The sequence below is a fragment of the Streptomyces litchfieldiae genome (assembly GCF_031845365.1).
GTDB lineage: Bacteria > Actinomycetota > Actinomycetes > Streptomycetales > Streptomycetaceae > Streptomyces > Streptomyces litchfieldiae.
Genome location: NZ_JAVREL010000024.1, coordinates 1 through 22,879, shown reverse-complemented (window position 1 = coordinate 22,879; position 22,879 = coordinate 1). Strand labels below are relative to the sequence as shown.

At 73.9% G+C, this 22,879-nt stretch carries 19 protein-coding genes; 13 read left to right on the top strand and 6 right to left on the bottom strand.

The window, feature by feature from the left end; genetic code table 11:
* Nucleotides 1-35 precede the first annotated feature (35 nt).
* Nucleotides 36-1,748, top strand: coding sequence for an LCP family protein (locus RM590_RS30080; RefSeq protein ID WP_311707922.1), 1,713 nt, complete (start codon nucleotides 36-38; stop codon nucleotides 1,746-1,748).
* Here the strand turns inward: RM590_RS30080 and RM590_RS30075 are convergent.
* On the bottom strand, nucleotides 1,726-2,751 hold the full coding sequence (locus tag RM590_RS30075; protein WP_311707921.1) for a glycosyltransferase family 2 protein: 1,026 nt from the start codon (nucleotides 2,749-2,751) through the stop codon (nucleotides 1,726-1,728). The genes RM590_RS30080 and RM590_RS30075 overlap by 23 nt on opposite strands.
* Nucleotides 2,752-2,841: 90 nt before the next feature.
* On the opposite strand from RM590_RS30075, the gene RM590_RS30070 reads away from it, so the two are divergent.
* Nucleotides 2,842-3,918, top strand: coding sequence for an LCP family protein (locus tag RM590_RS30070; RefSeq protein WP_311707920.1), 1,077 nt, complete (start codon nucleotides 2,842-2,844; stop codon nucleotides 3,916-3,918).
* 6 nt (nucleotides 3,919-3,924) lie between these two features.
* On the opposite strand, the gene RM590_RS30065 is transcribed toward RM590_RS30070, so the two are convergent.
* Genes RM590_RS30065 through RM590_RS30055 form a run of 3 tightly spaced genes read right to left on the bottom strand, consistent with a single transcriptional unit; the run spans nucleotide 3,925 to nucleotide 6,717 of the window.
* On the bottom strand, nucleotides 3,925-5,241 hold the full coding sequence (locus RM590_RS30065; RefSeq protein WP_311707919.1) for a coenzyme F420-0:L-glutamate ligase: 1,317 nt from the start codon (nucleotides 5,239-5,241) through the stop codon (nucleotides 3,925-3,927).
* Nucleotides 5,238-6,203: a 2-phospho-L-lactate transferase gene (gene cofD, locus RM590_RS30060; protein ID WP_311707918.1), complete on the bottom strand. Its 966-nt coding sequence runs from the start codon at nucleotides 6,201-6,203 to the stop codon at nucleotides 5,238-5,240. Before cofD ends, RM590_RS30065 begins: the two co-directional genes overlap by 4 nt.
* A 13-nt stretch (nucleotides 6,204-6,216) precedes the next feature.
* Nucleotides 6,217-6,717: a cysteine dioxygenase gene (locus tag RM590_RS30055; protein ID WP_311707917.1), complete on the bottom strand. Its 501-nt coding sequence runs from the start codon at nucleotides 6,715-6,717 to the stop codon at nucleotides 6,217-6,219.
* A 530-nt stretch (nucleotides 6,718-7,247) separates the two neighbouring features.
* Here RM590_RS30055 and RM590_RS30050 point away from each other — a divergent pair.
* The 3 genes from RM590_RS30050 to RM590_RS30040 all read left to right on the top strand — a co-directional run bounded on the left by RM590_RS30050 (nucleotide 7,248) and on the right by RM590_RS30040 (nucleotide 12,781).
* The gene (locus RM590_RS30050) at nucleotides 7,248-7,511 is read left to right on the top strand and encodes a WhiB family transcriptional regulator (RefSeq protein ID WP_049578918.1); all 264 of its coding nucleotides are present in this window, start codon (nucleotides 7,248-7,250) and stop codon (nucleotides 7,509-7,511) included.
* 150 nt (nucleotides 7,512-7,661) lie between these two features.
* Nucleotides 7,662-11,243, top strand: a complete 3,582-nt coding sequence (locus tag RM590_RS30045; protein ID WP_311707916.1) for a glycosyltransferase — start codon at nucleotides 7,662-7,664, stop codon at nucleotides 11,241-11,243.
* Nucleotides 11,240-12,781 carry a DUF5719 family protein gene (locus RM590_RS30040; RefSeq protein ID WP_311707915.1) on the top strand — a complete coding sequence of 514 codons (1,542 nt, stop codon included), beginning with the start codon at nucleotides 11,240-11,242 and terminating at the stop codon, nucleotides 12,779-12,781. Before RM590_RS30045 ends, RM590_RS30040 begins: the two co-directional genes overlap by 4 nt.
* A gap of 238 nt (nucleotides 12,782-13,019) precedes the next feature.
* Here RM590_RS30040 and RM590_RS30035 read toward each other — a convergent pair whose 3' ends face one another.
* Nucleotides 13,020-13,481, bottom strand: a complete 462-nt coding sequence (locus RM590_RS30035; RefSeq protein WP_394814006.1) for a metallopeptidase family protein — start codon at nucleotides 13,479-13,481, stop codon at nucleotides 13,020-13,022.
* A 206-nt stretch (nucleotides 13,482-13,687) separates the two neighbouring features.
* On the opposite strand from RM590_RS30035, the gene RM590_RS30030 reads away from it, so the two are divergent.
* The 7 genes from RM590_RS30030 (at nucleotide 13,688) to RM590_RS30000 (ending at nucleotide 20,550) form a co-directional block, all read left to right on the top strand.
* Nucleotides 13,688-14,062, top strand: a complete 375-nt coding sequence (locus tag RM590_RS30030; protein ID WP_311707913.1) for a DUF3499 domain-containing protein — start codon at nucleotides 13,688-13,690, stop codon at nucleotides 14,060-14,062.
* Between the two features lie 104 nt (nucleotides 14,063-14,166).
* Nucleotides 14,167-15,525, top strand: coding sequence for a phosphomannomutase/phosphoglucomutase (locus RM590_RS30025; RefSeq protein ID WP_311707912.1), 1,359 nt, complete (start codon nucleotides 14,167-14,169; stop codon nucleotides 15,523-15,525).
* Between the two features lie 79 nt (nucleotides 15,526-15,604).
* Entirely contained in the window at nucleotides 15,605-15,778 is a 174-nt protein-coding gene (locus RM590_RS30020; RefSeq protein ID WP_311707911.1) for a Trm112 family protein, read from the top strand.
* A gap of 28 nt (nucleotides 15,779-15,806) precedes the next feature.
* On the top strand, nucleotides 15,807-16,943 hold the full coding sequence (locus tag RM590_RS30015) for an SIS domain-containing protein (RefSeq protein ID WP_311707910.1): 1,137 nt from the start codon (nucleotides 15,807-15,809) through the stop codon (nucleotides 16,941-16,943).
* A 56-nt stretch (nucleotides 16,944-16,999) separates the two neighbouring features.
* Complete coding sequence (manA, locus tag RM590_RS30010) at nucleotides 17,000-18,178, top strand: mannose-6-phosphate isomerase, class I (protein ID WP_311707909.1); 1,179 nt, start codon at nucleotides 17,000-17,002, stop codon at nucleotides 18,176-18,178.
* Nucleotides 18,179-18,415: 237 nt separating this feature from the next.
* On the top strand, nucleotides 18,416-19,849 hold the full coding sequence (gene ahcY, locus RM590_RS30005; protein WP_311707908.1) for an adenosylhomocysteinase: 1,434 nt from the start codon (nucleotides 18,416-18,418) through the stop codon (nucleotides 19,847-19,849).
* 68 nt (nucleotides 19,850-19,917) lie between these two features.
* A complete protein-coding gene (locus RM590_RS30000) occupies nucleotides 19,918-20,550 on the top strand; it encodes a hypothetical protein (RefSeq protein WP_311707907.1) in 633 nt (210 codons plus the stop codon).
* Here the strand turns inward: RM590_RS30000 and RM590_RS29995 are convergent.
* Nucleotides 20,534-21,451: an RDD family protein gene (locus RM590_RS29995; protein ID WP_311707906.1), complete on the bottom strand. Its 918-nt coding sequence runs from the start codon at nucleotides 21,449-21,451 to the stop codon at nucleotides 20,534-20,536. The genes RM590_RS30000 and RM590_RS29995 overlap by 17 nt on opposite strands.
* Nucleotides 21,452-21,532: 81 nt before the next feature.
* Between RM590_RS29995 and RM590_RS29990 the strand changes: the two genes are divergently transcribed.
* Nucleotides 21,533-22,543, top strand: a complete 1,011-nt coding sequence (locus RM590_RS29990) for a stage II sporulation protein M (RefSeq protein WP_311707905.1) — start codon at nucleotides 21,533-21,535, stop codon at nucleotides 22,541-22,543.
* Nucleotides 22,544-22,879 lie beyond the last annotated feature (336 nt).

Here is a 22,879-nt window from a genome sequence, read left to right as displayed (position 1 = left end):
GGCGGATGAGCGGAAGTAACGAGTGGGGGGTTCCCGTGCGGAGGACCGGCATACGCGGTGAGGACGATGGCGGTCCCCCGCGCGGTGACACCAGAGCCGAGCAGTTGGGCTGGGACGACAGCCTGTACGACGACGGCTCCGGCCGGGGCCCCGGCGTCCCCGCTCCCCGCCGGGCCGGCGACGGACCCCCGGGCGAGCCGCCGAGGCGGCAGCGTGCCCGGAAGAAACCGAAGCCGCGGTGGCGCCGCATCCTCGTCTGGAGCGCCGGCTCGCTCGCCGTCCTCATCGCCGGCGTCGCCGTCGCCGGCTGGCTCTACATCGAGCACCTGAACGACAACATCACCAAGCGGGACCGGAGCAACGGCGGCAGCGACCTCCAGCCGCCGGAGCCCAACGCCAACGGCGAGACCCCGTTGAACATCCTGCTGCTCGGCTCCGACTCCCGGGAGGGCGAGGAGAACCAGGAGCTCGGCGGCGCCACCGACCTCGCCGGCGGCCCGGTGCGCGCGGATGTGCAGATGCTGCTCCACGCGTCCGCCGACCGCAGCAACATGACCCTCATCTCGATCCCGCGTGACACCCAGGTCGCGATCCCGGAGTGCACCGACCCCGAGACCGGCGAGGTCTACCCGGCCGACGACTCCGACTCCATCAACAACGCTCTCTCGCACGGCGGCCCCGGCTGCGTGGTGGACACCTGGCAGAACCTGACCGGCGTCTACATCGACCACTTCATGATGGTCGACTTCGCCGGCGTGGTGGACATGGCCGACGCGGTGGGCGGCGTTCCCGTCTGCGTCGAGGACAACATCCACGACCCCAAGTCCGGGCTGCGGCTCGAGGCGGGCGAGAGCGTCGTCGAGGGCGAGGAGGCCCTCCAGTGGCTGCGCACCCGCAAGGCGTTCGGTAACGGAAGCGACGTCGGCCGCACCCGCGCCCAGCAGATGTATCTGAGCAACATGGTCGACGAGCTCCAGAACAGCACCTCGCTGACCAACACCTCCGAGCTGATGAACCTGGCCGAGGCCGCCACCAACGCCCTCACCGTGAACCACGAGATCGGCACCGTCCAGGACCTCTACAACCTCGGCGGCGACCTGCGGCAGGTCCCCAACGACCGCATCAACATGGTCACCCTGCCCTGGCTGCCCGACCCGGCGAACCCGGACGTCACGATCATCCCGGACCCGGAGAAGTCCGAGGACCTGTTCTCCATGGTCCGCGACGACATCCCGCTGGACGACCCGGACGCCCGGCCCGCCGATCCGGAGGAGAGCGAGGACGGGGCATCCGCCTCCCCCGAGGAGACCGCCGACCCCGCCGACCAGATCGGCATCGCCGTCCGCAACGGCACGGACGACGGCATCCAGGGACCCGTCGAGGGCCGGGCCGGCGACATCACCGACGAGCTGCACCGTCTCGGCTTCACCGCCGCCGCCACCGACACCACGCCGGCGGCCGAGCAATCCACGATCCTGTACTACTCGGACATAGCGGACCAGGCCAACGCGGAGGCCGTCGCCGAGGCCCTCGGCCTGCCGCACAGCGCCATCCGTACCTCGTCGGACGTGGAGGGCCTCACTCTGGTCATCGGCGCCGACTGGCGCGAGGGCACCGCCTACCCGGAGGCGGCGCCCGACGAGTCCGGCTCGCCGGAGGAGGACGAGCCCGCCGTGGACAGCGAGGACATCATCTCCGGCTCGAACGGCGACGACTGTATGCCGGTCAATCCCGACTACGTGTGGTGACCGGCTCCCGGCGGCTGGCGATGACCTTCCTCGCCAGCCGCCGCGGGCTGGTCAGGAAGCCCCAGCCCCACGACAGGTGCATCGTCGCCAGGGCCAGCGGTATCCGCACGCGCGCCCCGGCCGTCAGCCCCTTGCCCGCGGGCAGCGAGCCGAGCGTGATCGCGGCCAGATAGCCGCCCGGCACGATCAGCCCCCACGGCGTGAGCACCGCGCCCACCACGGTCCCCGCGGCGATGGCCAGCAGCGCCACGGGCGGCGCCAGATAGCGCGGGTTGATCGAGCCGGAGTGGTAACGGGCCACCACGTGCCGCCAACGCCCGTAGTTCCGGTACTGCTTGGCCAGCTCCCGCACCGAGGGCCGGGGCCGGTAGGACACCAGCAGCTCCGGCGAGAACCAGATGAGCCCGCCGGCCTGCCGGATGCGGTAGTTCAGCTCCCAGTCCTGCGCCCGGATGAACTCCTCGTTGTAGCCGCCCTGCTGCTCCAGCACCTCCCGGCGGAACACCCCGAGATAGACGGTCTCGGCCTCGCCCGCCTCGCCCCCGGTGTGGAAGGCGGCGTTCCCCACGCCGATGCGCGAGGTCATCGCGGCGGCCACGGCCCGTTCCCAGTCGTTCTCGCCCTCGGCGTGCATGATGCCGCCCACGTTCGCCGCGCCCTTCTCGTGCAGCAGGCGCACCGCGGTGGCGATGTAGTCCGGCGAGAGCATGCCGTGCCCGTCCACCCGCACGACCACGGGGTGCCGGGACGCCTTGATCGCGGCGTTGAGCCCGGCCGGGGTCCGGCCGGTCGGGTTCGGCACGGTCTTCACGCGGGCGTCGGCCGCCACCAGCTCGGCCGCGATCTCGTCCGTCCGGTCGGTGGACGGGCCGAGCGCGATCACCACTTCGAGCTCGCCGGGGTAGTCCTGCTCCAGGATGTGCCGTACCGCGCTGCGCAGATGCCGCTCCTCGTTGAGCACCGGCATGATCACGGACACGGCGGGGGTCGGGATGCTGGTCACCGGCTCACGTTACCGCGATCGGGGGACCCGGGCGCGCGCCACCCCAGGCCGTAGATCGTATGGCCATACGTTGATCTCGGGAGGTGCCCGATGCCTGTCCGACGCGCCCGCCGCCGCTGGGGTCTGCGAATCGCCGCCGTCCTGGCCGCCGTTGTCCTGATCACCAGCGGAGCCGGCCACGCGCTGGTCGCCACCGCCGAGCACGGCGTGCGCCGCGTCGATCCGTTCGCCGGCCTGCGCGACCGCCCGGAGGCCGGCCGGGGCCTCAACATCCTGATGATCGGCACCGATTCGCGCGACGGCCTGACCGCCGCCGAGCGCGACCGCTACCACGTGGGCGACGCCTCCTGCCGCTGCGCGGACGCGGTGCTGCTGCTGCACGTCTCGGCGAACCGCGACCGCGCCACCGTCGTCAGCCTGCCCCGCGACTCCTACGCCGAGCTGCCCGCGCACGACTTCGCCGCCGGCGGCGGCCGCCACGACGCCCACCCCGACAAGCTCAACGCGGCCCTCTCGCACGGCGGTCCGTCCCTCATGGTGCGCACCGTGGAGGACCTGACCGGCCTGCGCGTCGACCACTACCTGGAGGTCAGCTTCACCGGCTTCATGCGCGCGGTGGACGGCATCGGCGGCGTCGAGGTGTGCACCCCCCGCCCGTTGACCGACAGCTACTCCGGGCTCGACCTGCCCGCCGGCACCAGCCTGCTGGACGGCCCCACGGCCCTGTCCTACGTCCGCGCCCGCCACCTGGAGGGCAGCTCCGACTTCGCCCGCATGGAACGCCAGCAGCGTTTCCTCGCGGCGTTCCTCGACCAGGCGGTCAGCAGCGGCGTGCTGCTGGACCCGGGCAAGATCCGGATCACGGCGGAGGCGTTGCTCGACTCGGTCCGCGCCGACCCCGGCTTCGGCGCCGAGGAAATGCTCGAACTGGCCGGGCTGCTGCGCCACTTCACGACCTCGGCGGCCCAGTTCACCTCGGTCCCCGTCGACGACACGGCCCGCGACGTGCCCGGCCTGGGCTCCACCGTGACCTGGGACCGCGCCGGGGCCGAGCGCCTCTTTGCGGCCCTGCGCGAGGACGCGGCCCTGCCGAAGCCGGCGAAGACCCCGTCCCCCGCCGGCGCCACGGCCCCGGCGACCGAGCGGGCGGACGAGATCACCTGCTAGTCCGGGTCAGCGCACCTCGATGAACGCCGCCGCGTCGCGGGGCGGGCGGGGGCGGGGCGGGGCCGCCGCGTGGCCGACGGCGACCGTTCCCATGGGGTCCCAGTTCGCCGGGAGGTCCAGCTCGGCGCGCACCACGTCACGGCAGAACATCGTGGACGACACCCAGGCCGAGCCCAGGCCCTCGCCGGCCAGGGCCACCAGCAGGTTCTGCACGCCGGCGCCCGTCGCGACCACGAACATCTCCCGTTCGGCCGTCGCGCGCCGCTCGTCGGGGTAGGCGTGCGCGCCGTCCGCGACCAGGCAGGGCACGACCAGATACGGCGCCGCGCGCAGGACGTCGCCGCGCCGCAGCCGGCGCGCGATGCTCTCCTCGGACTTGCCGTCCCGCCGCAGGTCGGCCGTCCACGCCTCGCGCATCGCGTCCAGCAGCCGGGTCCGGGCCCCCGCCGACTCCAGCAGCACGAACCGCCAGGGCGTCGTGTGGTGCGGGGCCGGAGCGGTCACGGCGGCGGCCACCGCGCGGCGAACCGCCTCGGGGTCCACGGGCGCGTCGGTGAACTCGCGGACCGTGCGGCGCAGCGTCACGGCCTCGCGAACGGCCTCGGACGTGCCCAGCCGGAACATGTCGTTGGCGGCGTCCCGGATCAGGTCCCGGGCGGTGCCGCGACCCGGGCCGACGCGGTGGCCCAGACCCCGGACGACGGCGACCGGCAGGCCGTCGGTCTTCCCCTTGACCAGCTCGCCCGCCCCGGCCAGCTCGTCGGCCACGGCGGTGACGGTCACGCCCAGCGGGTTGCCGTAGGGGTCGGTGGTGCCGCGGAAGTCGTCCAGCACCTCGATCCCGGCCGCGCCGATCGCCACGTCCGTCTGGCCCTCCCGCCAGGGGCGGCCGAAGGTGTCGGTGACGACCACGCCGACGTTCACGGAGAGCAGGTCGCGCAGCGCGCGCCGGATGCGCTCGGCCGAGGCGTCCGGGTCCTCGGGCAGCAACAGCACGGTGCCGGGCGGGGTGTTGGAGGCGTCCACGCCCGCCGCCGCCATCACGAAGCCGTGCCGGGACTCGACGATCCGGGCCGGACCGCGGCGCGCGACGACGCGGACGGTCTCCTCCTCGATGGCGTCCTGCCGGTCGTCGGCCTGCCGCACGCGGCCCTCGGCCTTGCTGACGATCTTGGAGGTGACGACGAGGATGTCGCCGTCCGCCAGCCCGGGCAGCCCGGGCGCGGTGGCCGACTCGGCGATGAGCTTGGCGAGCTCGTCCCCGGGCTTCACCTCGGGGATGCCCGGCACCGCCCACACCTGGTACGCGGAGGAGTCCGTCATGCGGCCCTGACCTCCTCGGCGAGCGCCAGCGCCTCGCGCGCCATCGCGGCGGTGGTGTCGAGGTCGGTCATCAGCAGCGGCACGGCCAGGCAGCGAATGCCGTCCGCCTCCACGGACTTGACCGCGTCCGCGTCCACCGTGTCCACCAGCCAGCCGTCCAGCAGCCCGGAGCCGTAATGCTGGGCGACGGCCGCCGCGGTGGCCTCCACGCCCACGGCCGCCAGCACCTTGTCGGCCATGCCGCGCACCGGCGCGTCGCCGACGATGGGCGACAGGCCGATGACGGGCACCCCGGCGCCGGCGATGGCGTCCCGCATGCCGGGCACGGCCAGGATGGTGCCCACGCTCACCACGGGGTTGGAGGGCGGGAAGAGAATGACGTCGGCCGCCGCGATCGCCTCCAGCACGCCGGGCGCGGGCCGGGCGGTGTCCGCGCCGACCGGTACCACCGCGTGCGCGGGGACGGCGGCGCGCAGGCGCACCCAGTACTCCTGGAAGTGCACCGCCTTGCGGCCGCCGTCCCCGTCGTCGATGAGCACGTGCGTCTCCACGCGGTCGTCCGTCATCGGCAGCAGCGTGACCCCCGGCTGCCAGCGCCGGCACAGCGCCTCGGTGACGGCGCTGAGCGGGTACCCGGCGCCGATCATCTGGGTGCGGACAATGTGGGTGGCGAAGTCCCGGTCGCCCAGCCCGAACCACTCGGGGCCGACGCCGTACGCCGCCAGTTCCTCCTTGACGGTGAACGTCTCGTCCGCCCGGCCCCAGCCCTGCTCCTCGTGGATGCCGCCGCCCAGCGTGTACATCACCGTGTCGAGGTCGGGACAGACCTTCAGGCCGAACAGATGAATGTCGTCACCGGTGTTGCCGATGACGGTGATGTCCGCGTCCGGGGCGGCGCGCCGCAACCCGCGCAGGAAGCGGGCGCCGCCGATACCGCCGGAGAGAACCACGATGCGTTGCATGCGGCCCAGTCTGTCAGCAGGCCAGGACGTCCCGGGGCACGGGTTCGGCATGCGAACGGGGGTGCATGCGCATCTCGGTGAGGCCGGGGAAGTAGACGTGCAGGCTGACGGCGGGCCCGAGGGCGGCGTTGACCACCTCGTGGACATAGCCGGGGGCGAACACCCGCAGCGAACCGGGCGTCAGGACCCGGCTGCCGCGGCCCACCGCGTGCTCCGTCAGCGCGCCGTCCAGCACGGTGTACAGCCCGTTGGACGGGCCGTGGTCGTGCCGCCCGCTGCCCTGGCCGGGTACCCAGCTCAACAGCCACGCCTCGTACCCCGGACCCGTGCGCAGCCGGTGGTACCAGCGGCTCGCCGGGTCGTACCGCACCAGGGGCGCCCAACACTCGCGATCACCCGCGAGCGCGGTGGCCAGGGCGGCGAACTGCGCGATCGTGGACGGGTGCTCGGGAGCGGGCGGCAGCAGATGCGGGATCGCCAGCGGATCGCCGGCGATTTCGTTGTCGTTGTCCATGAGGTGTGAGGTGTCGCCATCGGTTGTCGTGGATGGGATGCCCTGGCGGAGCGGCAGGCGCGCGCGCCTGTCAACCGAGCGCGCGGCCGCGACCATTGTTTCATCACATCCGGTCGCCGTGTCCGCGGAAAGGTTTATGCACCCCGTCACGCGGACAGACGCGACACCATCGATGGCCTCGGGAGGCCGTTGCGCATCCGTGATCCGGCTGTGATCCTCATCGCTGCCGACCGCGGGGCGAAACATATCCGGATGCTCGTTCGTCTCTTACTTGTACAAGGCCTGTACCGAGTGCGAAGTGGGAGGAGAACGACCGGATTACGCGGCGGGAGCCGTGCGAGCAAGCATGAGTTTGTGCCGATTTGAACACTTTCCGTGCGCTTGTGGTGCCACAGGGTGAATCATCGGGTGAATAGCAGATCGTGGCTTGACTGCCAGTGAGCAGCCCACTTGTAATTTCACTCGTGTCGTTCGAGCGGTATCGATAACGGCGACATCACGGGGACGCAAAGAAGACGAGGGGCGCGCATATGACCGAGCTGTTCCAACAACTGCTGGTCGACCAGGCGGACGAGGAGCTCGGCTGGCAGGAGCGCGCACTGTGCGCCCAGACCGATCCCGAGTCGTTCTTCCCCGAGAAGGGCGGTTCCACACGCGAGGCCAAGAAGGTATGCCTCGCCTGCGAGGTCCGCTCCGAATGTCTCGAATACGCCCTGGCCAACGACGAACGTTTCGGAATCTGGGGCGGATTGTCCGAGCGTGAACGCCGCCGCCTGAAGAAGGCCGCTGTCTGATCCCCCCTTGACCTCCCCCGACCGAACCGACATCGGTCCGGCGGGTTTCGACGGCCCCAGCCGCTAGTGTGGTGCGCTGTCCGAGACGTAGCGCCGCCACCGCAGGGCGGCAGCGTCCACACCGTCCAGCGAACCGGGGCCAGCACCTCGATGTCCGTGCACAGCCAGCCGGCGGCGCCGCAGCAGCCCGCCCATCCCGAATTCCCGCGGCACGTCGTCACCGCCGTGCTCGTCTCGCACGACGGCGAACGCTGGCTTCCCGACGTCCTCACCGGGCTGTTCGGGCAGGACCGGCCGGTCCAGGACGTCATCGCCGCCGACACCGGGAGCGCCGACTCCTCCGCCACCCTCGTCACCGAGGCGTTCGGCGCGGAGCGCGTCCTCCATCTCGCCCGCCGCACCGGCTTCGGCACCGCCGTCGCGGAGGCCGCCCGCACCGCGCCGGTGCTCACCCCCGACGACCTGCCCTACCTCAAGCGGCCCAGCGCCTGGGACCCCGTCACCCGCACGTGGGACACGAGCACCTACGACCTCCCCGAACTGCCCTTCGGCGAGCCCGTTCACTGGCTCTGGCTGCTCCACGACGACGCCGCCCCCGAGCCCGACGCCCTCCGCGAGCTGCTGCGCCAGGCCGACGCCAGCCCCTCGGCCGCCGTCATCGGCGCCAAGCTGCGCGGCTGGTACGACCGCCGGCAGCTCCTGGAGGTCGGCGTCTCCATCGCCAACAGCGGCCGCCGCTGGACCGGTCTGGACCGCCGCGAACAGGACCAGGGCCAGCACGACCAGGTGCGCCCCGTCCTGTCGGTCTCCACCGCAGGCATGCTCATCCGCCGCGACGTCTTCGAACAACTCGGCGGCTTCGACCGGCGGCTGCCCCTGATGCGCGACGACGTGGACCTGTGCTGGCGCGCCCAGGCCGCCGGCCACCGCGTCCTCGTCGCCCCGGCCGCCGTGCTCCGGCACGCCGAGGCCGCTTCCCGCGAACGCCGTTCCATCGACTGCGCCGGCCGCCTCGGCGGCAGCCCGCACCGCGTCGACAAGGCCGCCGCCTGCTACGCCCTCCTCGTCAACGCGCGCGCCCGCGCGCTGCCCTGGGTGATGTTCCGCCTCGTCCTCGGCACCCTGCTGCGCGTGCTGGCCTACCTCGTCGGCAAGCTGCCCGGCCGCGCGCTGGACGAGGCCGCCGGGCTGCTGACCACCCTGCTGCGCCCGGGCCGCGTGCTCGGGGCCCGGCGCCGCCGCGCCCGCGCCACCGACCCCAACACCGACCCCGCCGAGCTGCGCCCCCTCTTCCCGCCCCCGCTGGCCACCATCCGCACCACCGTCGAACAGGTCGTCAGCAACTTCGGCGGACGTTCCGAGCCCGCCGGCGCCTCCGGCGGCCGGCACGGCGCCGTCGAGTCGGGCCCCACCGACGAGGACGCCGACGCGCTGGACGTCGAGCAGTTCGCCCGCGTCCGTCGGCTGGCCCGCCGCCCGGGCCCCATGCTCTTCCTCGGCCTCCTGCTGGCCGCGCTCCTCGCCTGCCGGGACCTCATCGGCGCCGGCGCGCTCACCGGCGGCGCCCTGCTGCCCGCCCCCGCCGAGGCCGGCACCCTGTGGGACCGCTTCCTGGAGACCTGGCAGCCCGTCGGCACCGGCGGCACCGAGTCCGGCCCGCCCTATCTGGCGCTGCTCGCCCTGCTGTCCACCGTGCTGCTCGGCAGCACCGGGCTCGCCATGACCGTGCTGCTCGTGGCCTCCGTGCCGCTGGCCGGCGCCAGCGCCTACTTCACGTCCCGGCCGCTGGTCATGTCCCGCCTGCTGCGCGCCTGGGGCAGCATCGCCTACGCCTTGCTGCCCGCCGTCACCGGCGCGCTCGCCGGCGGCCGGGTCGGCACCGTCGTGCTCGCCGTGCTGCTGCCCCCGCTCGCCCGCACCGCCGTCCTGGCCGCCGGATACACGAGCCCCACCGGCCGCGGCTCCTGGCGCGCGGTGTGGGCGTGCGCGCTGCTGCTCACCGTGGGCACCGCGTTCACGCCCGTCATCTGGCCGATGGCCGTGCTGCTCGCCATCTGCGCCGTCGCCTTCCCGCTGCGGACCGAGCCCGGCGTCGTTCCGGCCAAGGCCCTGCGGCTCGGCGCGCTCCTGCTCACCCCGGTCGTGCTGGTCGGCCCCTGGTCCTGGTCGGTGCTGCTCAGCCCCTCCGACTTCCTGCGCGAGGTCGGCATGCCCTTCGAAACAGGCCGGGCCACCCCGTTCCAGCTCCTCAACATGAACCCCGGCGGCCCCGGCACGCCCGGCACCTGGCTGCTGATCGGCCTGCTGCTGGCCGCCCTCGGCGCCCTGCTGCGCCGCGAGCGGCGGCTGGCCATTCTCACCGCCTGGGCCACCGCCCTGGTCGCGCTGGTCTTCGCCGTCTGGTCCGACAACGACGGCTGGGCCGGGCCCGCCACCCTCGTCTACGGCCTGGCGCTGCTGTGCGCGGCCGTGCTCGGCGCGGACGGCGCCCGCTACCGGGTCGCCGCGCAGAACTTCGGCTGGCGCCAGCCCGTCGCCGTCGCCATCGCGGGCGCCGCCGCGGCCGGCCCGGTGCTGGTCGCCGCCGGCTGGGTGCTGGGTGGCGCGGACGGCCCGCTGGAGCGCGCCAACCCCGTTCAGGTGCCCGCGTTCGTGGCCGAGGAGAGCACCGCGCAGGACCAGGCCCGCACCCTGGTGCTCGCCGGCCGCGGCGAGAGCGCGGACGGCCCCGCCGACACCGTCGAGTACAGCCTGGTGCGCGGATCCGGCGCCCGCCTCGGCGACGCCGACCTGGCCGCCATGCTCGGCGAGGACTCCGCGCTGAGCCAGGCGGTCGGCGACCTCGCCGCCGGTTCCGGCGCCGACCAGACCGCCGTGCTGGCCGAATACGCCGTGCGCTACGTCCTCGTCCAGGACGGCTCGCCCCGCGAGCTGCACCGGATCCTGGACACCACCCCCGGCCTCCAGCGGCTCAGCCAGGAGGACGGCGGCGCGCTGTGGCGGGTGGACCGCGACGTGTCGCGCGCGATGATCCTGCCCGCCGAGGAGGAGGGCGCCGACGCCCCGCAGGTGCCCGTCGCGGCCGGCGCCGTCGAGGTGCACACCGACATCCCCGACGGCCCGGCCGGGCGCACGCTGCGCCTGGCCGACGCCGCGGCGGCGGGCTGGGGCGCCACGCTGAACGGCGAGCCGCTGACCCCCGTCACCCTCGGCGGCTGGGCCCAGGGCTTCGAACTGCCCGCCGGGGGCGGGCGCCTGGACATCGTCCACGAGACCCCCGGCGGTCACACGCTGTGGGTGTGGGCGCAGGGCTTCGGGCTGCTCGTCCTCGCCGTGCTCGCGCTGCCCGGCCGGCGCCGCGAGCTCGACGACGACCTGCCCGACGAGCCGGCGCCCGTGGTGGCCGCGGCCGGCCGCCGGGCCCGCCGCGAGGCGGCCGCCGCCGCTGCCGCCGCCCCGCCGCCCCCGCCCGCGCCGCCGGCGCCGCCGCTGGCCGACCCGGAACCCGAGCCGGCCGCCGCCGCCGAGCAGCAGCAGCCCCACCCGGGTTACCAGGAGCCGTATCAGGACCCCTACCAGGGCCAGTACCAGGACGCCGGCACCTACTACCCGGGCGGCCGGCCCGTTCCGCAGCAGCCCTACCCCGAGTGGGACGAGCAGGGCTACGACCAGAACCACGTCGCGCCGTACGACTACCCGGCCGACTACGGCGACGGGAGCAACCAGCGGTGAACCGCACCACCATGTCCCTGTTGGCGGCCCTCGTGGCGCTCGCCGCCGTGACCGGCTTCGCCGCGATCCGCCCGGACGACACCGACATCAGCACCCTGGAGCAACGGCTCCCGCGCCCGGTCGAACGCACCGCCCTGACCTGCCCGCGGCCCACCGCCGCCGAGTCGGCGACCACCTGGTACACCGCGTTCACGCCCGGCCCGGCCGGGGCCGAGGAGGACTACACCAGCAGCGAGGAGCCCGGCAGCGCGGCCCTGCTGCCCGCCGCCGAGTACGAGCCGGGCACCGAGGGCGAGGAGACGGAGGAGTCCGGGGAGACCGAGGAGTCGGAGGACCCGGCGGAGGCCGAGCCGGTCGTTCCGCTGGAGGAGCCCGGCGTCCCCGCCGCCGCCCGGGTCACGGACGCCGACGCCCCGGCGCTCACCGGCACGGCCGAGGCGCGGCTCGCCCCCGGCTGGACCGTGCAGCAGACCACGAGCGTCACCGTCGGCACGGGAGCGGGCCTGCTCGGCACGTCGTGCCAGACGCCCGACACGGAGTTCTGGTTCACGGGCGCGAGCACCGCCGAGTCCCGCGCCGACTACGTCCACATCACCAACCCCGACGAGGCCGCCACCGTCGTGGACATCGGCCTGTACGGCCCCGAGGGCCGGCTGGAGACGGACCTCGGCCAGGGCATCACCGTGCCCGGCGGCGCCACCGTGCCGATCCGCCTCTCCACGCTCACCGACGAGCCGCAGACCAACCTCGCCGTCCAGGTGACCGCCCGCACCGGCCGCGTCGGCGCCCTCATCGAGGCCGTCGACGAACAGCTCGGCGCCGACTGGCTGCCGCCCGCCGACGCGCCCCCCGGCCCCCTGGTCATCCCCGGCATCCCGGCGGACGCCGGCACCGTGCGGCTGACGGTCTTCGCCCCGGGCGACGAGGACGTCACCTTCGACGTCGGCCTGGCCGGGGCCAACGGCACGATCGCGCCCGCCGGTTACGAGACGGTGTCCGTGCACGCCGGCACCCTCACCGCCATCGACCTGGAGAACCTGACCCGCGGCGAGGCCGGCTCGCTCGTCCTGACCCCCGCCTCCGGCTCGGGCGGCGGAGCGGTCGTCGCCGCGGCCCGCGTCACCCTCGGCGAGGACGGCGAGCAGGACATGGCGTTCATCCCGGCCACCGCCCCGGTCGACCGGCGCGCCACCGTCTCCGGCAACACCACCTCGGGCACCGAGCTGTCGCTCGTCGCCCCGAGCGAGGCCGTGGAGGTCGACGTCACCGTCTCGCCCGGCACCGAGGGCGGCGAGAGCGTCACCGAGACCTACACCGTGGACGGCCGGACCACGCTCACCTTCGCCCCCGAGCTGCCCGAGTCCACCGACGGCACCTACGCGGTGACGCTGCGGACGAACGGCGGCCCGCTGTACGCGTCGCGGGCCCTGACGGGTGACGAGGACGCCCCCGGGCTGACGATCCAGACGCTCCCCGACGACCGCTCCACGGTCACCGTTCCCGAGACCCGCCCCGAGCTGGCCGTTCTCATGGACTAGGGCCTGTATCGAGTTCCCGCCCGGGCCCGCGACGCCAGTCACGGCACCTCGCCGCTCCCCCAGACTCCGTCTGGGAGGTGCCCCCAGCCGAATCGCGCGAATACGGCCGGGTATGAGCTGCGATCCGGTGCCTTGCTGGGGGTACCTCCCAGGCCCCAAGGGCCTGGGAGGGCACCGCGTCTGACGCCGCGGGCTGATCCGACCGGGAACTCGATACAGGCCCTAGGCGCCTGCGTCGTCAGTCCTGTCCGTACCTCGGGTCCACCGACTCCGGGGCCAGGCCCAGCAGCTCCGCCGCCTGCTCCACGACCACCTCATGCACGAGCTGTGCGCACTCGTCCCGGTCCCGGGCGCGCAGCTCCACCGGGCGGCGGAAGACGACGACCCGGTCCGGCTGGCCGCCCCGGGCCCTGATCACGCCGCCCAGCGGCACGGAGTCCGACCCCGACATCTCCCCGGCGCCGTCCCGCGGCAGCCAGGGCACCTCCTGCACGCCGAAGTCCACGCCGGCGAGCTGCGGCAGCCGGCGCCGCAGCCGCTCGGCCGATTCGTGCACCAGGGAGTCGAACGTGTCCGCCCGGCTGATCGCGAGCGGCACCTGGGGCGGTGCGACGGGTCCGCGCATGCCGCGGCCATGCCGGTCCCGATGCCGATGACGGTTGGCCGGGCCGGATGGGACGGGGGGGGACGCTGCTGGAATTGTCCATCGCCTCCGACCATAGAGGACAAGACGCCGCCGGGAGAGGCGGCGCCGTCCCCTCTCGGCCGCCCCGCCGCCCCCGGACGCGGGACAACACCGAACCTCCGGGCGAATCCGTACAGCGCGGGCGCAGCCGGGACGACACGGCACCCATACGCCCGGCGCGTCGTCGCCCCCCGCTCAGGAGTGCGGTACGGTCCAACATCGTGAGCCCCGTACGTCGCTGTTCGCGCACCGCGTGCGCCCGCCCCGCCGTCGCGACGCTTACGTATGTCTACGCGGACTCCACGGCCGTTCTCGGCCCGCTCGCCACCTACGCCGAGCCGCACTGCTACGACCTGTGCGCCGACCACTCGGAACGGCTGACCGCGCCCCGGGGCTGGGAGGTCGTCCGGCTGGCCGTCGACGCCACCGCCGCCCGGCACACCGCGGACGACCTGGAGGCGCTGGCCGACGCCGTGCGCGAGGCGGCCCGCACCCCGCCCCGCCAGGACCCCCCGCCCGGGCCGGGCCCGAGCGGCGACCCCATGGAGGTGGCCCGCCGGGGCCACCTGCGCATCCTGCGTTCCCCCGAGGCCTGATCCGAGGGCGGTGACCAGGGGCGTAACGTCCGGTCGGTACATTGGGCGGGGAGCGCTCCCCGACAGCACCGCCCATCCTCCGACCTCAAGACAAGGGGTTAGCCGTGCCGGATCTGTCACAGCTCGTGAAGGCCTACGACGTGCGCGGGGTGGTCCCGGACCAGTGGGACGAACGCCTCGCCGAGCTGTTCGGCGCCGCCTTCGCGGAGATCACCAGTGCCAGCGCGATCGTCATCGGCCACGACATGCGCCCGTCGTCCCCCGGCCTGGCCGCCGCCTTCGGCCGCGGCGCCGCCGCCCGCGGCGCGGACGTCACCGAGATCGGCCTGTGCTCCACCGACCAGCTCTACTACGCCAGCGGCGCCCTCGACCTCCCCGGCGCGATGTTCACCGCCAGCCACAACCCGGCCCAGTACAACGGCATCAAGATGTGCCGCGCCGGGGCCGCGCCCATCGGCCAGGACAGCGGGCTCGCCGACATCCGCGCCCTCGTCGAGCGCTGGGCCGAGGAGGGCGCGCCCGCCCCGGTCGACCGGCCCGGCGGTGTCACCCGGCGCGAGACGCTGGAGGACTACGCCGCGCACCTGCGGTCCCTGGTCCCGCTGGCGGGCATCCGCCCGCTGAAGGTGGTCGTCGACGCGGGCAACGGCATGGGCGGCCACACCGTTCCCACCGTGTTCGCCGGGCTGCCCATCGAACTCGATCCCCTGTACTTCGAGCTGGACGGCACCTTCCCCAACCACGAGGCGAACCCGCTCGACCCCGCCAACATCGTCGACCTCCAGGCCCGGGTGCGGGAGACCGGCGCGGACATCGGCATCGCGTTCGACGGCGACGCCGACCGGTGCTTCGTCGTCGACGAACGCGGCGAGCCCGTCCCGCCGTCCGCGATCACCGCCCTGGTCGCCGCCCGTGAGCTGGCCAAGGCGCCCGGCTCCACGGTCATTCACAACCTGATCACGTCCTGGACGGTCCCCGAGGTGGTCCGCGAGAACGGCGGCACGCCGGTCCGCACCCGCGTCGGCCACTCGTTCATCAAGGCCGAAATGGCCCGCACCGGCGCCATCTTCGGCGGCGAGCACTCCGCCCACTACTACTTCCGCGACTTCTGGAACGCGGACACCGGCATGCTCGCCGCCCTGCACGTCCTGGCGGCGCTGGGCGGCCAGGACGGCCCGCTGTCCCAACTCGTCGCGGCCTACGACCGGTACGCGGCCTCCGGCGAGATCAACAGCGTCGTCGACGACCAGGCCGGCCGCGCCGCCGCCGTCCGGGCCGCCTACGCCGACCGGCCCGGCGTCACCCTTGACGAGCTCGACGGGCTGACGGTCACGGCCGCCGACTGGTGGTTCAACATCCGGCCCTCCAACACCGAGCCGCTGCTGCGCCTCAACATCGAGGCGCGGGACGCCACCACCGTCGAGAAGATCCGCGACGAGGTCCTCGCCATCGTCCGCGCCTGACCCCGTCGGGCTCGCGTGCCGCCATGGTGTCCCTCCGGGTAGGGTGACTGCCACAGCCACACACCGCAGGAGGGACGCCATGCCGCTCGTCGAGGCCGCTCTGCTCGACATCCTCGCCTGCCCGGTCTGCCACGCGCCGCTGCGCGAGGACACCGATGAGCTGTTGTGCACCGGAGAAGGCTGCGGGCTGGCGTACCCCGTCCGGGACGGCATCCCCGTCCTCCTGGAGGACGAGGCCCGCCGGACCGGCTGAGCCACCACGTCGGGCCACCGGAGTCCTCATGATCGACGAATCGCTGCTCGACACACCGGACGCGCTGGTCCGCGCCGACTCGCACGGCCTGCTGCGCGCCGTCGCCGCCGGGGGCGCCCACGTTCGCACCGCCGCCCGTTCCGCCGAGGAGTCCGGACTGGGTCAACTGGCCCCCGAGGGACGCCCCGGCACCGTTCTCGTCGCCGGGGGCGGCCCCGAGAGCGCGCTGATCGCCGACCTCCTGGGCGCGCTCGCCGGGGACGGCGTCCGCGTCGCCCGGCTGCACCCCGCCGGCGCCCTGGCCGCGCCCGGCGCGCTGACCTGGTCGCTGCCGCGCTGGGCCGGCCCGCTCGACCTGCTGCTCATCGCCACCGCCGACGGCTCCGAGCCCGGCCTCGGCATGCTGCTCGAGTCGGCCTACCGCCGTGGCTGCACCGCCGTCACCGTGTCACCCGCGGGCTCCCCGCTGGCCGAGGTCACCCGCCACCGGCGCAGCATGGCCCTGCCGTTCACGCCGGCCCCGTTCCAGGACACCACCGGCCACCCGGCGGCGCCGGGACCGGTCTGGGCGCTGCTCACCCCACTGCTGCTGCTCGGCGGCCGGCTCGGCCTGTTCGCCGCCGACGACGCCGATGTCTCGGCCATGGCCGACCGGCTGGACGCCGTCGCCGAGCGCTGCGGCCCCACCACCAGGACGCACGCCAACGCGGCCAAGGCGCTCGCCGCCGAGTTCGCCGCCGCCCTGCCGCTGCTGTGGAGCGAGGGCCCGGTCGCCGGTGCGGTGGCCCGGCACGCCACCGCCGTTCTCACCGCCCTGCCCGGCCGCCCCGCGCTCACCGCCGAGCTGCCCGGGGCCATGACCGCGCACGCCGCGCTGCTCAACGGGGCGCTCGCGCCCGGCACCGACACCGACGACTTCTTCCGGGACCGCGTCGAGGAGCCCGCGCCGCTGCACCCCCGGGTCGTCCTGCTGCGCAGCGCGTCGGCACAGCCCGGCGAGGGCGCCGCCGCGGCGGCCCGCGACCTCGCGTTCGAGCACGGCGTGACCTTCAGCGAGCTGGACGCGGCCGAGGACAGCGGGCCGCTCCAGACCGCCGCCGAGCTCATCTCCCAGCTCGACTTCGCCGCCGTCTACCTGGCGCTCGCCTCCGGGGCCCGCCCCTAGGCCCCGCCCGGCCACGACGCACAGCCCAGCCACCACGAGAAAGAATCCGCCGCGCGATGGACCTCCTCGACAACACCATCAGGCCGTACTCCTGGGGCTCGACCACCGCCCTGCCCGAGCTGCTCGGCACCGAGCCCACGGGCAAGCCGCAGGCCGAGCTGTGGATGGGCGCCCACCCCGGCGCGCCCTCCCGCGTCGACCGCGGCGCCGGCCCGGTCTCCCTCGCCGACGTCATCGCCGCCGACCCGCGCGGCGAGCTCGGGGACGCCGCCGTCGACGCCTTCGGACCCCGGCTGCCGTTCCTGTTCAAGGTCCTGGCCGCCGACGCCCCGCTGTCCCTCCAGGTCCACCCCGATCTCGACCAGGCCCGGGCCGGGTTCGCGGACGAGGAGGCGCGCGGCGTTCCCGTGGGCGCCCCCCACCGCAACTACAAGGACGCCAACCACAAGCCCGAACTGATCTGCGCCCTCACCCCGTTCGACGGGCTGTGCGGCTTCCGCCCCGCCACCGAGGCCGCCGACCTCCTCGACGGGCTGGGCGTCGACCAGCTCAAGCCGTATGCGGACCTGCTGCGCGCCCACCCGGAGACCGGCGCGCTGCGCGAGGTCCTCACCGCCGTCCTGACCGCCGACTCCGAGGCCATGGCCGACACCGTGACCCGGGCCGCCGAGGCGGCCGACCGCCTCGGCCACGCCGCCTACGCCGGCATCGCCCGCCACTTCCCCGGCGACCCCGGCGTCATCGCCGCCATGCTCCTCAACTACGTCCGCCTGCAACCGGGCGAGGCCCTCTACCTCGGCGCCGGCGTGCCGCACGCCTATCTGAACGGCCTCGGCGTGGAGCTCATGGCCAACTCGGACAACGTGCTGCGCTGCGGCCTCACCCCCAAGCACGTCGACGTTCCCGAGCTGCTGCGCATCGTCCGTTTCGAGGCCACCGACCCCGGCGTGCTGCACCCCGCGCCGGTGCCGGACGGCTCGGGCGAGGAGGTGTACGCGACGCCGATCGACGAGTTCCGCCTCTCCCGCCTCGTGCTCGCCGAGGGCTCGGCCGCCCGCGCGCTGCCCGACGGCACCGCCCAGATCCTGCTGTGCACCGCCGGCCGCGCCGTCCTGACCTCGGCCGACGGCGAAAGCCTCACCCTCGCCCCCGGCCGGTCGGCCTGGGTGCGCGCGGGCGAGCGCGTCGAGGTCACCGGCCCGGGCACCGTCTTCCGCGCCACCGTCGCGTTGTGACGGAATCTGACCGGGATTCATCCGGCCGTCTTGAGGCCCCCCGGGGGCCCCGGTGTAGATTCGGCTCCAGAAGTCGACGTCGCTGCTGATGGCAGTCGGGCGGCCCATGGGCCCAGCCCGGCCGAGGGGTAAGAAGGCCCTCCGACGGATTCGAGGCCCGGACGCGCGCTGCCCAAGCGCGCTGCGCCCGCGGCCGTATCGTGTCCGCCAACGCTCAGCTATTGAGGAGCAGTCGTCATGACATCGAGCGTCACCACCGCTCAGGACTTCAAGGTCGCCGACCTGTCGCTGGCCGAGTTCGGCCGCAAGGAGATCACCCTCGCCGAGCACGAGATGCCCGGCCTGATGGCGATCCGCAAGGAGTACGCCGATGCCCAGCCGCTGGCCGGCGCCCGGGTCACCGGCTCACTGCACATGACCGTTCAGACGGCCGTGCTCATCGAGACCCTGGTCGCCCTCGGCGCCCGCGTCCGCTGGGCCTCGTGCAACATCTTCTCCACCCAGGACCACGCCGCCGCCGCGATCGCCGCCGCGGGCATCCCGGTCTTCGCCTGGAAGGGCGAGACGCTCGAAGAGTACTGGTGGTGCACCGAGCAGGCCCTGACCTGGGCCGACAGCCCGACCGGCGGGCCGAACATGATCCTGGACGACGGCGGCGACGCCACGCTCCTGGTGCACAGGGGCGTCGAGTACGAGAAGGCCGGCCGGGTGCCGGACGTGTCCACGGCGGAGAGCGACGAGCACCGCGTCATCCTCGAACTGCTGACGCGCACCGTCGCCGAGACCCCGCAGAAGTGGACGCAGGCCGCCTCCGAGATCCGCGGCGTGACGGAGGAGACCACCACCGGCGTGCACCGCCTGTACGAGATGTTCCGGGACGGCACGCTCCTCTTCCCCGCGATCAACGTGAACGACGCCGTCACCAAGTCGAAGTTCGACAACAAGTACGGCTGCCGCCACTCCCTGATCGACGGCATCAACCGCGCCACCGACGTGCTGATCGGCGGCAAGGTCGCGGTCGTCTGCGGCTACGGCGACGTCGGCAAGGGCTGCGCGGAGTCGCTGCGCGGCCAGGGCGCCCGCGTGATCGTCACCGAGATCGACCCGATCTGCGCGCTCCAGGCCGCGATGGACGGCTACCAGGTGGCCCGCCTGGAGGACGTCGTCGGGACCGCAGACATCTTCATCACCTGCACCGGCAACAAGGACATCATCCTCGCCGCCGACATGGAGAAGATGAAGCACCAGGCGATCGTCGGCAACATCGGCCACTTCGACAACGAGATCGACATGGCCGGCCTCGCCCGCATCCCGGGCGTCGTGAAGGACGAGATCAAGCCCCAGGTGCACACCTGGACGTTCCCCGACGGGCACAACATCATCGTCCTGTCCGAGGGCCGCCTGCTGAACCTGGGCAACGCCACCGGCCACCCCTCGTTCGTCATGTCCAACAGCTTCGCGAACCAGACCATCGCCCAGATCGAGCTGTTCACGAAGACGAACGAGTACCCGACCGGCGTCTACACCATCCCGAAGCACTTGGACGAGAAGGTCGCCCGGCTGCACCTGGACGCCCTCGGCGCCCGGCTCACCGAGCTCCGCCCGGAGCAGGCGTCGTACATCGGCGTCCCGGTCGAGGGCCCGTACAAGCCCGATCACTACCGCTACTGATCGCCACTGATCGCGACTGACGCGAACGGCGGCCCGGCCACGGCCGGGCCGCCCCCGTCTCCCCGCCCATGCCACGCGGCCGCTACAGCTTCCACGACCCCCAGGACGGCACCCCCCTGGGCGAGGAGCGCTTCCAGTGCGCGCCCGGCCCCACCGGCTGGCGCTATGTGTCCCGGTCGTTCGCGCCCGACGGCACGGCCACCGGCTCGCTCGACCTCACCCTGGACGCGCTCGGCCGCCCGCTCCGCCTTGAACTGGCCGCCGCCGGCTGGCAGGTGCGCGGCGCCGCGCTGGACGGCGTCACCTGGGTCCGGATGGCCGCCACCGGCGAGGAGGCCCAGGAGGGCAACGCGCCCGCCCGCGCGTTCACCGGCCGCTCCCCGGCGTTCCTGATCGCCACCGCCCGGCTGCTGCGGCTCACCGAGCCGGGAACCGGCGCCCGGCTGCGGCTGGTCGACCTCGCCCCGCCCGTGCTGGCCCCCCGCACCCGCGACGAGCAGTGGACCCTCACCGGCAGCGAGGCGCACACCGTGGACGGCGCGACGCTCACCGTGGACACCTACCGCGTCGACGACCTGGAGACCGGAGAGCGCCGCACCGCGCACCTCACCGGCGACGTCGTGCTCGCCGCCCCCGGCATCGAGCTGGAGGAACTGGACTCCCCGCCCTCGCCGCCCGCCGACATCACGACGGAGGAGTGAACCCGGCCCCGCGCGGCGCCGGCCGCTCCTCGCGCGGCACCGGAGGAGGCTCCGGCGCCCGCTCCGGCCGCTCGGCGACGGGCGGGCCCGGTGGCACGGGCGGCGCGGGCGACACGGGTATGGACGGCGCCGGGGGAGCGGCGGCCGCCGGCCCCGGGCCGAATGCCCGCTCCGCCTCCCGCCGCTGCCGTTCACCCGCCACCGCGCTCAGATACGCGGCCGGATGCATGCCCGGCGGCGCCGGCGTGCCCACCCGGGCCACCACGTCATCGGCCAGCCGCACCGCCATCGACCAGGCGACCTGCGGATCGAGCTGGCCCATTCGCGTCAGGTACTGCCGCACCGCCAGCCACAGCGGGTCCGGCACCCGCGACAGGTCCAGCCCCGTGAACTGTCCGGCCGCCTCCGGCGGCGGCACCGGCAGGGGCCTGGCCCGGCCGCCCGGAATCCGCTCCCGCACCACGAGCGTCCCCGCGAAGATGTCCCCGAGCCGCCGCCCCTCGGCCGAGACCAGCGAGGCGATACAGGCCACCGACCCCGCGGTCAGGAAGATCTCGACGAAGCCCACCGCCCCGCGCACCAGCGCGTGCCGGAACCGGATCGGCCCGCCGTCGTTCCGCACGACACGCAGCCCGAACGCCAGCTTCCCCAGCGAACGGCCCCGGCTGAGTGTCTCCACCGCGATGGGCCCGCCCACCAGGACCAGCACCAGCAACGCCACCTGAACGGCCCCCGCCGCGGCCGAACCCAGCGGCAGCACAGTGCTCAGCAGCACCACGGAGAGCAGCAGATAGACGCCGACGACGACCACCAGGTCCACCGCGATGGCCATCGCCCGGCTCGGCAGCCGCGCGGGCTGGAGCCCGAGCACCACGGCATCGCCCGTCACCAACTGGCTCATCCGGCCGCGCCCCCTTCGCACACTCCCTTGGACCGCCCTCCGGCGCCCAGTCTGTCACTGTCGTCTGACAAGCTCTGAACCATGGATCTCGACGTGTTCGTCGCCGCGCACCGGGCGGAGTGGGCCCGGCTGGAGGCCCTGCTGCGCCGTCGCCGCCGTCGGCTCACCGGCGCGGAGACGGACGAGCTCGTCGCCCTCTACCAGCGCACGGCCACCCATCTCTCGGTGGTGCGGTCCTCCGCGCCCGACCCGGCCCTGATCAGCAGGCTCACCACCCTGGTCGCCCGCGCCCGCAGCGTGGTGATCGGCACCCGCCGTGCCACCTGGCGGGACGCCCTGACGTTCTTCACGGCCGGGTTCCCCGCCGCCTGCTATCGCACACGGCACTGGTGGGTCCCCACCGCGCTGGTCTTCACCGGGCTCGTCGCCGCCCTCGGCTGGTGGATCGCCGACAACCCCGGAGTCCAGGCGTCGATCGCGGCCCCCGCCGAGCTGCGCGAGATGACCCGCCCCGGCGGCGCCTACGAGACGTACTACTCCAGCAGCCCCGCCGCGGCGTTCTCCGCCCAGGTCTGGACGAACAACGCCCAGGTGGCCGGCATGTCCCTGGCCTTCGGCGCGCTGCTCGGCCTCCCAGTGCTGTGGGTCCTCCTCCAGAACGCGGTGAACGTGGCGACCGGCGTCGGTCTCATGGCCGCCGCGGACCGGCTCGACGTGTTCCTGGGGCTGATCCTGCCGCACGGCCTGCTGGAGCTGACCGCCGTGTTCGTCGCCGCCGGGGTGGGCCTGCGGCTGGGGTGGTGCGTCATCGACCCCGGGCCGCGCACCCGGCTGACCGCGCTGGGCCAGGAGGGCCGGGCGGCGCTCGGCATGGCCGTCGGCCTCGCCGTCGTGCTGCTGGTCTCGGGCCTGATCGAGGGGTTCGTGACCCCGTCCGGCCTGCCCACCTGGGCCCGGATCGCCATCGGCGTCGCCGCCGAACTGGCCTTCCTCGCCTATGTGTTCATCCTGGGCCGACGCGCCGTGGCGGCCGGCGAGACGGGCGACATCGCCGAACCGGACCGCCAGACGGAGGTCCCGGTCGCGGCGTGACCGCGACCACATCCATCTCGGCTTGACGCAGTCGCCACACGCACGTAGCGTTGTCCGAGCTGCCACTGAGCCGCCGGTCGTCACCGGCTGGTGGGTGGGAGCAGCCCCCATCACCAGTTTCACTCCGAACCCGCGAGGGTCTATTTCGGCTTGCCCGAAATAGGTGCTCCGGAGCCGGATTTGGAATTCGGCGGGGATTGCTTCTAGAGTGGTGGACACAGCGAAGGGAACGCCCGGAGGGTCCCGGTGAGGGATTCGATGGAAGCGTCCGTTCCTTGAGAACTCAACAGCGTGCCAAAAGTCAACGCCAGATTTTTTTGGTAACTATTCAGCGAG

Excerpts from the sequence above, each read along its gene's own strand:
- RM590_RS30045 (WP_311707916.1), top strand. The coding sequence starts at position 7,662 with ATGTCCGTGCACAGCCAGCCGGCGGCGCCGCAGCAGCCCGCCCATCCC.
- RM590_RS30020 (WP_311707911.1), top strand. The coding sequence starts at position 15,605 with ATGCCGCTCGTCGAGGCCGCTCTGCTCGACATCCTCGCCTGCCCGGTC.
- RM590_RS29990 (WP_311707905.1), top strand. The coding sequence starts at position 21,533 with ATGGATCTCGACGTGTTCGTCGCCGCGCACCGGGCGGAGTGGGCCCGG.
- RM590_RS30015 (WP_311707910.1), top strand. The coding sequence starts at position 15,807 with ATGATCGACGAATCGCTGCTCGACACACCGGACGCGCTGGTCCGCGCC.
- RM590_RS30050 (WP_049578918.1), top strand. The coding sequence starts at position 7,248 with ATGACCGAGCTGTTCCAACAACTGCTGGTCGACCAGGCGGACGAGGAG.
- RM590_RS29995 (WP_311707906.1), bottom strand. The coding sequence starts at position 21,451 with ATGAGCCAGTTGGTGACGGGCGATGCCGTGGTGCTCGGGCTCCAGCCC.
- cofD (WP_311707918.1), bottom strand. The coding sequence starts at position 6,203 with ATGCAACGCATCGTGGTTCTCTCCGGCGGTATCGGCGGCGCCCGCTTC.
- RM590_RS30070 (WP_311707920.1), top strand. The coding sequence starts at position 2,842 with ATGCCTGTCCGACGCGCCCGCCGCCGCTGGGGTCTGCGAATCGCCGCC.
- ahcY (WP_311707908.1), top strand. The coding sequence starts at position 18,416 with ATGACATCGAGCGTCACCACCGCTCAGGACTTCAAGGTCGCCGACCTG.
- RM590_RS30065 (WP_311707919.1), bottom strand. The coding sequence starts at position 5,241 with ATGACGGACTCCTCCGCGTACCAGGTGTGGGCGGTGCCGGGCATCCCC.
- RM590_RS30000 (WP_311707907.1), top strand. The coding sequence starts at position 19,918 with ATGCCACGCGGCCGCTACAGCTTCCACGACCCCCAGGACGGCACCCCC.
- manA (WP_311707909.1), top strand. The coding sequence starts at position 17,000 with ATGGACCTCCTCGACAACACCATCAGGCCGTACTCCTGGGGCTCGACC.
- RM590_RS30055 (WP_311707917.1), bottom strand. The coding sequence starts at position 6,717 with ATGGACAACGACAACGAAATCGCCGGCGATCCGCTGGCGATCCCGCAT.